Origin of the sequence: Candidatus Stygibacter australis (assembly GCA_030765845.1) — a bacterium.
Lineage (GTDB): Bacteria > Cloacimonadota > Cloacimonadia > Cloacimonadales > TCS61 > Stygibacter > Stygibacter australis.
Genome location: JAVCDJ010000123.1, coordinates 1 through 7968, shown reverse-complemented (window position 1 = coordinate 7968; position 7968 = coordinate 1). Strand labels below are relative to the sequence as shown.

At 37.8% G+C, this 7968-nt stretch carries 8 protein-coding genes; 3 read left to right on the top strand and 5 right to left on the bottom strand.

Going from position 1 to position 7968, the window contains the following annotated elements; translation table 11 throughout:
* Positions 1-129: 129 nt before the first annotated feature.
* The 4 genes from RAO94_06340 to RAO94_06325 form a co-directional block, all read right to left on the bottom strand.
* Positions 130-1233: a hypothetical protein gene (locus tag RAO94_06340; protein MDP8321950.1), complete on the bottom strand. Its 1104-nt coding sequence runs from the start codon at positions 1231-1233 to the stop codon at positions 130-132.
* Positions 1234-1314: 81 nt separating this feature from the next.
* On the bottom strand, positions 1315-2151 hold the full coding sequence (locus RAO94_06335) for a sugar ABC transporter permease (protein MDP8321949.1): 837 nt from the start codon (positions 2149-2151) through the stop codon (positions 1315-1317).
* Between the two features lie 8 nt (positions 2152-2159).
* The gene (locus RAO94_06330) at positions 2160-4346 is read right to left on the bottom strand and encodes an extracellular solute-binding protein (GenBank protein ID MDP8321948.1); all 2187 of its coding nucleotides are present in this window, start codon (positions 4344-4346) and stop codon (positions 2160-2162) included.
* 28 nt (positions 4347-4374) lie between these two features.
* Positions 4375-4581, bottom strand: coding sequence for a hypothetical protein (locus RAO94_06325; GenBank protein ID MDP8321947.1), 207 nt, complete (start codon positions 4579-4581; stop codon positions 4375-4377).
* A gap of 590 nt (positions 4582-5171) precedes the next feature.
* Here RAO94_06325 and RAO94_06320 point away from each other — a divergent pair.
* From RAO94_06320 to RAO94_06310, 3 genes are read left to right on the top strand one after another with little or no spacing between them, the layout of a single operon-like run.
* Entirely contained in the window at positions 5172-5858 is a 687-nt protein-coding gene (locus tag RAO94_06320; protein ID MDP8321946.1) for a hypothetical protein, read from the top strand.
* Between the two features lie 4 nt (positions 5859-5862).
* The gene (locus RAO94_06315; GenBank protein MDP8321945.1) at positions 5863-6912 is read left to right on the top strand and encodes a hypothetical protein; all 1050 of its coding nucleotides are present in this window, start codon (positions 5863-5865) and stop codon (positions 6910-6912) included.
* Positions 6913-6930: 18 nt separating this feature from the next.
* On the top strand, positions 6931-7257 hold the full coding sequence (locus RAO94_06310) for a hypothetical protein (GenBank protein MDP8321944.1): 327 nt from the start codon (positions 6931-6933) through the stop codon (positions 7255-7257).
* Positions 7258-7340: 83 nt separating this feature from the next.
* Here RAO94_06310 and RAO94_06305 read toward each other — a convergent pair.
* The coding region (locus RAO94_06305) for a hypothetical protein (protein MDP8321943.1) at positions 7341-7968 on the bottom strand (628 nt) is incomplete at its 5' end.

Sequence of the window (7968 nt, the reverse complement as noted above, 5' to 3'; positions counted from 1 at the left end):
CTAAAGCTGAATAAGCATTTCCCATTCCCAGCGAACGGGTTCCATTATTCATCCCGCTGAAATCACTCCATAAAAAAGAGAGCATCGAGATAATAAAGCATAATATTATAGTTTTCTTCATCTGCCCTCCTACTTCACAACCGCAAAGGCTTCGTTACGTATGATCTCCCCGGAATCTGAGTAAATCCTCATTATATATATTCCATAAGGTACAGGCTTACCTTTCAGATCATATCCATACCATTCAAAATCATAATAGTTTTCTATGATATTATTACCAACTGGAGTAGCTTCACCAACTTCCCGTCCATCCATATTATAAATACTTATATAATACAGAGTAAGCCGATTAGTATAAAATCTGACTGTGATATGATCTTCATTATCCCTGTTAAACCCTTTTCCTTCCGGGAATTCCACTTTTGTTACATCCAATGGGGTTGCCTTGATTGGCGGTATTTCCAGAAAACTCACTCTCTGCCAGGGTTCCACTCCATCAGTGTCAGGATTCCCATCTTCATCTTCATCGATCAGGATCTCAGCATAATTATCAATTATCACAGTCTGCCCACTATCCTGTGCCATACCACCCAGATTATCTGGAGCACAATCAGGACCACTGGTGAAATCACCACCAGCAGTTATCACGGATACTATTCTTATCCTGGGATAATCAGCCATGTTGCGTTCAGCACTATAATAGAGTGTGCTCCATTCTATAGACACTTCCATGCTTCTGCCTAACTGACCAGTATCAAACCCGGCATAATCCTCACTATTGATCTCATCAGCAACCCGGGTTTGTCCTTCTCTGATTTTCCAGAATTGAGGATTAGTATTTGTATCCCAGGTAGCCAGAAAAAAGTCAGGATTGAAATTATAAAATTTAAAATTGCGCATCCAGGTATTTAGATCACTTTGATCCTGCATACCATAATCATCATAAATATCCAGATACAATATCACATTATTATCCCACGAACAGGCATCTACTGCTATATATAGATAGGTGTCGTCCCAGGTAACTTTCATCTGACGAATATCATTATATTCTCCCCAGTAGGAGTCAGTTTCACTTTCCAGACTTTCACCCAGCGAATCACGCAGCACATATTCATCCATGGTGTATTCATCACTGATTCCGTCCATAAGGAACCGGTCATAAATATCAGAACCCGTAACCCCCTGCAAAAGCAAGGGAATAAAAAATATTAACAAAATAACTCTCTTCATATTCACCATCCTATGTTATTTCAACATTCAAAATTCTACATTCAATTCAAAATTCATAATTCATAATTCATAATTTAAAAATTAACCCTTCACACTGCCTAGGGTCAGCCCGGAGACCAGCCATTTGCTTAATAATAAAAACAATATCACAACCGGAATACTTACCAGCAATGAGCCAGCAGCATACATACCCCACTCGGTGGACATATTACCCTGCAGACTTTTCAATCCAACGGGTAATGTAAATAACTTGTCATCCAGCATCACCTGGGCAGCTACAATATATTCATTCCAGGCACTCATAAAAGAAAATAAGGCAGTGATCACAAGCGCTGGTGCTGCCAATGGCAATATTATAGTTGAAAAAGATCTAAATCTCCCTGCTCCATCAACCAGAGCAGATTCCTCCAGACTAAAAGGTATTGTGTCATAATACCCTTTCATCATCCAGATGCAAAAAGGTAATGCCGTTGCGCTATACATCACCACCAGCCCCAGCATGGAATTTACCAGATGCAGCTTTGCTATCATTATATATAAAGGCAAAAGCAGCATAGTGGCTGGAAACATCTGAGTTACCAGAAGTGACATCAAGCCTGCCTTTCTTCCTGGAAATTCGTATCTTGAAAAAGCATAACCGGCTGTGGATGCCAGCACTACTCCCAAAATAGTCACCATTGCTGTCACCAGGAAACTGTTCCTGAGCCAAAGCAAAAAAGGCTTGGCTTGAAATAATTTTACATAATTATCAAAAGAAGCATCCTTGGGAATGATCGCCAGCGACTCAGTAAGCAGATTATTTCCTGGTCGTAATGATATGGTAAGCACTCGCAGGACGGGATATAGTGAAATTGCTGCAAATACGGTTAAGATGAAATAGATCAAAGTCAATTCATAAATATTATTTTTGTTATTCATTTTTCCCCCTACGCCTTTTCCGCTACTTTGGAGCGATTCATAAATGTAATACTGAATATTGCCAGGATAATAAATATGATCATGCTGAATGCTGCAGCATATCCATATCGATAAAGATTAAATGCTGCCCGATATACATAAGTAACCAGGATATGAGTGCTATCCGCTGGTTCTCCTCCATTAGATATCAGCCACACCACATTAAGATTATTAAATGTCCACACTATTCCCAGAGTAATAGCAGGGATCATAACAGGTTTCAGCATAGGAATAGTTATCCGCTTGAATTGCTCCCAGCGTCCTGCACCATCGATCCTGGCAGCTTCATATAATTCATGAGGAATAGATTGCAATCCTCCCAAAGCTATCATCATCATAAATGGAACTCCCAGCCAGACATTAGTGATAATACAGGCAATAAAAGCCAGAGTGGGATCACTCAGCCAGTTAATAGCATCTACTCCAAATTTGCTTAAAAGTAAATTTATCGCCCCTGAATCCTGCATGAACATACCTCGCCAGGTTAATGCCACTATGTATTGAGGAATTGCCCAGGGCAATATCAGTATCACTCGGAATATTGCCTTACCCCACAATTTCCGGTTTAAAATAACTGCCAGAAATACACCCAGAACTACATGGAAAAATACATTTACTGTAGTCCACACCAGGGTTTTCCACAAGGTAGAATAAAATATTGCTTCGCTGAGCACTTTCAGATATTGCCCAATTCCAATTACCCGCCAGGAATGGATATTGGTCATGCTCATATTGGAAAATGAGATCACAATATTATAAATGAAAGGATAAAGTACAACTCCAAATAAAAGTACTGCAGCGGGCATAACCATTACTACAGCAAAACGATTATTGCGGGTGATCACAGAGTTCGAGTTGCGCAGAAGTACTTTAAGAAATTTGAATATAAATACATAGCATAGATAGATACCTAATGCAATTCCCAATATATAGAGCACTGCTTTCATCACTTTCTCACCAGTAGTTACCACCAGTCCGGCATCTTCATACATGCTGTTGATCTTCTCTAATGCCAGTTTCTGCTGATAGGCAGCACCTTCTGCGGGTGTCAATGCTCCGGCAACCACATTCTGCAACGCTGGACGCATAGCATCCCAGGCAGCACGCATTTCCGGGATCACAGGCATGGGAACACCCACTTCTATCTGTCTGGCAGAGACCTGCAAAACCTTATCTTCTGTAAATAAAGGATCGGTTTGCAGAGTTTTCAAAGACGGAAATGATTTATGCTGAACCGCAAAACGCTTCTGTGCACTTTCAGAAGTAAGATATTTAAGCAGTTTTACGGCAGCATCCAGTTTTTCACCCTTTGTCCGGGAACTAATGGAATAGCCGGTTGCCGAGATCATCGGCTTGCAATACATACCTGTTTTTTCTATTATCGGCAAAGTTGCCAGTTGAAAATCCACTTTATCAGACTTAATATAATCATTCCAGCTCCAGTCACCATTGACCAGCATTGCAGCTCTGCCCTGCTTAAATTTATTATCTGCGATATTATAATCACATTCTTCGGGAATTATCTTATATTTATTACGCATATCCACGATTAGCTGAAAAGCGTCAATTGCTGCCTGACTGTCTAATTGCGGTACATTATTTTCATCAAATACCTCTCCCCCGTATCCTCCAAAAAATGGTACATACCAGAAAGGTTCATTATAGTTCCACACCAGTCCCCATTGATCGATCGTCCCGTCACCATCCAGATCACGTGTTAATTTTTCACCATATTCAATTAATTCTGCCAGAGTCTCAGGTGGTCGCTCAAGTCCCACTTCTCGGAATAATTCCATGTTACAGCACAGAGAAAGATGATTTCCCAGCCTGTCTGCCAGCATATAAATATGATCTTTATAAAGAAACTTCGCCTGGTCCATGAATTTATCCAGAAATTCGGGAGATAAAATATCCTCCAGAGGAGCGATAATACTTTCTTCATTACTGTCAGATAGCTTCATCACTTCAAAGGCACCCAGATTGTCAGAAGGTCCATAAACCAGCTCAGGGGCAGTATTTGTAAATGCTGCCACAGTCTGAAAACCTGTCCGCAATTCCTCAGTTCCTTTATGAAGTGCATTCACCTCAATATCAGGATTTGCGGCTTCAAATTCTGCTATCAATTCCTTTAATAATGGTTCCTTGCTGGGCTCCATTTGATGCCAGAGGCTTATCTGCAAAGGATCAGAACCCAATAGGATTACTGGTAATAAGAAAATTAAAATTATTATCAAAAAGTTCTTTTTCAATGTTCCCTTCTTCATTTCTTTTTCTCTTTTCTACAAACCTACTTAATGAAAAATCTTCACCTGAAATGTCAATAACTTTATCATATCTTCCTTGAATACCCTCCAGGGAAAGACGTTTTTGCAGGATAATTATTTTCTTCAAATAGAAAACCCCTATGGAGTATAATGAAAATCTACATTACATTTTTTCCCGCTTTCCGAGCCGTAATAGTTGTGAAGGCTGGTGTGTTCAGTGCCTTCAGCGGTTAACAAATATTTTACATTACATTATCCGTGTAAATCCGTGTAATCCGTGGCTAAATAAATGAATTTCTAATTACATTACATTTTTTCGTGCCAATTCGCGGTTTCTTGATGAGCCGTAAGCTTGCGAAGGCTATTCGTGGTTAAAAAAAATCTTACATTACAGCTCATCAAGACAATTACGAATAAACCGAACTGAAGAAGCACCAGAATTAAACTAATTATTCTTCTTACACCGTAGGCGTTATTTACTTGTAGTAATATTATGAAACTAAAAACAATTCTTACCTCGAAAGTGATATTTATCTCATTGAATAAAAAAATACCAGATATGTAATAAAATAGCTCTAATTAATACAAATATAAGGAACTTAAACCTTTTCTAATAGTATGGTTAGAAAAAAAATTGACAAAAAAGATCGTTAATAGAAATAAATGACATTGAAATATTAATCTGCTAAATTGTGAAAGAAACTATAAGGAGATATTATGAGAATTTGTATGACTACTTTTATCATTTTACTGTTATTATTTATGAGTTCATTATTATGTGCCCAGGATGAGGAATTAACTGATGAAGAAATTGAAGCAATTGCTCAAAGGGATATGCTGGAATATATGATAACCTATGCTCCAGCACGTTTTGACAAAAACCTGCAAGTTGGTGATAAACTCGTTTATCAGTCAAAATACGGCGAGCAAAATCTGGATACTATAGAAGTTATCAAAGACACATTGAGCGCTTTTTGGGTAAAGGAAGAATTTGAGGTGAATATTATTAATTATTTGATCAGTAGAGAAACTAGGGAATTGCTGGATATAAAGGGATATGATGAAGAAGGCAGATTTAATCATCCACAGATGTTGAATGAAGCTGAGAGGGAAGTGTTAATAAGTAAGAGAGAAGAAAAGATTACGGAATTGCTGGATAAAAATCTGTTTACACAATCTGATAAGAGAAAAGAGTTTCGAGTAAGAAATAATAATTATAACTGTAAGGTTATTGAATCAACAAACAATAACAGGGAAGATATTTTAGTATCTGAGAGTGTATCCCGTATGCTTCCCTTCATGTTTGGACTTGAATTGCAATTAAGTTATAATGTATTTGATCTAGAAAGAAGTGGATTGGTTAATTCCAATTCAGTTGTATTAATAATGACAGAGGAGAGATGATAACATGAAAATTATAATAGAATTTACGATAGTGATTATGTTTTTAATGACATTAACATCCTGTAATCTTGGTATTGGAGATGGAGAGCCTGATAAAGATTTAGGTGACAGGATTTTATTGCTGAATGCCGATGGTACTGAAGATCATTTTTTTGGTATAAGTTGCAAAGGTGAAAGTGGGTCTTATTATGATGCTTATTATGGGATCATCCAATTTTTTAATGATAATCATCGGTTCTTTCTAAGTAATAAAAAACTGATTGTATTTGATGCTGAGACCCACGAACTAGATTTTGTTCTTGAAGATATTGACTTAGATTTTAATAGTTCAGGTTTCACTAGTAATCCATCAGAAAGGGCATGTATAAGTTATGATGACAGCTTAATGGCATTTACTTCTGAGCATTGTCTATACTATCTGGAAACGGATACAAAAGAATATTATCAGATAACAGATAGTGGCAGGGATTATTATCCGGCATTTAGTCTTGATAAGAAGATATTTTTTTGTCGAATGGATAGTACCGGATCATGCAATTTAATGAGTATTTATCCTGACAGTACTGGTTTAGAAGAGCATTGTGCATTTGATGAAAAACTTTCCAGAATATTGCCTGGTCAAGTAGATCAAAGTAAGGTTTTTATCGTGAAAGGAAATTCATATTTTTATCAGTATGATCGTGAAACAGATCAACTTGATTATTTATGCGAGATACCTAATGACTGTGGAAAAGTAGTTGATAGAAGCAATGATGATAATTATTTTAGTTTTAATCAGTCTCAAACTTATCTGTATGTAATTGATGATGAAACATTGTATAGTTTTCCTGAAATTGATAATAAAAATAACGCTAAAATTATGCCAGATGGGGAATCCATTATTGTACATTATTTCGGGACTAATCAGGAATTGTTATATTTCGATTATGCTTCCAATACTTTTACCTATCAAATTCAATTGGAACACGGTAGATTACCAGCTACAACTTATATAATTGACATATCAAGTGATGGCAAGAAAATTGCAGTAATAACTCGAATTTTAAATGATTAGTTTAAAAAGGAGTATTTTATGAATAAGATCATACTAAGTGTATTAATTATATTACTGTTTATTTACATTGGCATCTGTGATCCTCCAGTTAACCCGGATGATTTTCCTACAGAAGTTAGAGATAGCTGGGAAACAGTCAATCAGTTACGTGAGTTACCAGAACCAACTTTTAATTACGTGGCAAATAGTGAAACTACAATTATTGATTCGAATAGTATACAACAATTCATACCATTTATTAAAGATAGTTTATATGATAATAGCATATCTTTAAGGCATTTTATAAATGCAAACTCTGTGTCCTCTGCCTGCCGTGCCGTAGCTTTATGCAAAGGATGGTGGTAAAATAATCTTCTCTTACATTACATTATCCGTGTTCACCCGTGTAGTCCGCCTGCCGTGCCGTAGCTTTATGCGAAGGATGGTGGCTAATATATTCTTACATTACATTCCTCTTCACTCAGCCCATATCGTCTCATTCCACACACTCTCAGCAGATCACCCACCGTCTTAATACCCCACAACCAGTTTTCCACACTAAGTTCCGTCAGATCAAATCCCAGTATCCCTCCCGCTCGGAAGATCAGCTTCGACCACAGATTATGCTGCCGCACAATATTCCACTTCTTCCTGTAATTCGCATCAAACCACCTGATATGATACTTCTCCCACACCTGCCTGAATTCCACCGCAGCAGCACTCCAGCACCCGTGTACCCGTTTCTGCACCGTATAATAATAATCCCCCTGCTCCGTGTGACTATGCTCAAAACTGCTCCGAATATACATAAACAACTTACGTGAATGGCTCCGGTACAATACCCCAGACTCCGTTTTACCCACTAAATACTGGAAAAATACATGCGGTTCAACTCCCCGGCGGTAAATCCGTAAAGCCCGAAACCGCGGATCAGGAGACAGCAAAACCTCCTGAAGATGCTCATCCCACCAGGCACTATAAACCGTTTCCAAATCCTCAGCATCATCAATTACCACCACTCTCCGCTGACTATATAACCTGCTGCCGTTATAGCAATTAATGATATATTCCCCACCT

Bases quoted from the DNA above. Each gene is read 5' to 3' on its own strand.
- RAO94_06340 (MDP8321950.1), bottom strand. From the start codon at position 1,233: ATGAAGAGAGTTATTTTGTTAATATTTTTTATTCCCTTGCTTTTGCAG.
- RAO94_06335 (MDP8321949.1), bottom strand. From the start codon at position 2,151: ATGAATAACAAAAATAATATTTATGAATTGACTTTGATCTATTTCATC.
- RAO94_06330 (MDP8321948.1), bottom strand. From the start codon at position 4,346: ATGGAGCCCAGCAAGGAACCATTATTAAAGGAATTGATAGCAGAATTT.
- RAO94_06320 (MDP8321946.1), top strand. From the start codon at position 5,172: ATGAGAATTTGTATGACTACTTTTATCATTTTACTGTTATTATTTATG.
- RAO94_06315 (MDP8321945.1), top strand. From the start codon at position 5,863: ATGAAAATTATAATAGAATTTACGATAGTGATTATGTTTTTAATGACA.
- RAO94_06310 (MDP8321944.1), top strand. From the start codon at position 6,931: ATGAATAAGATCATACTAAGTGTATTAATTATATTACTGTTTATTTAC.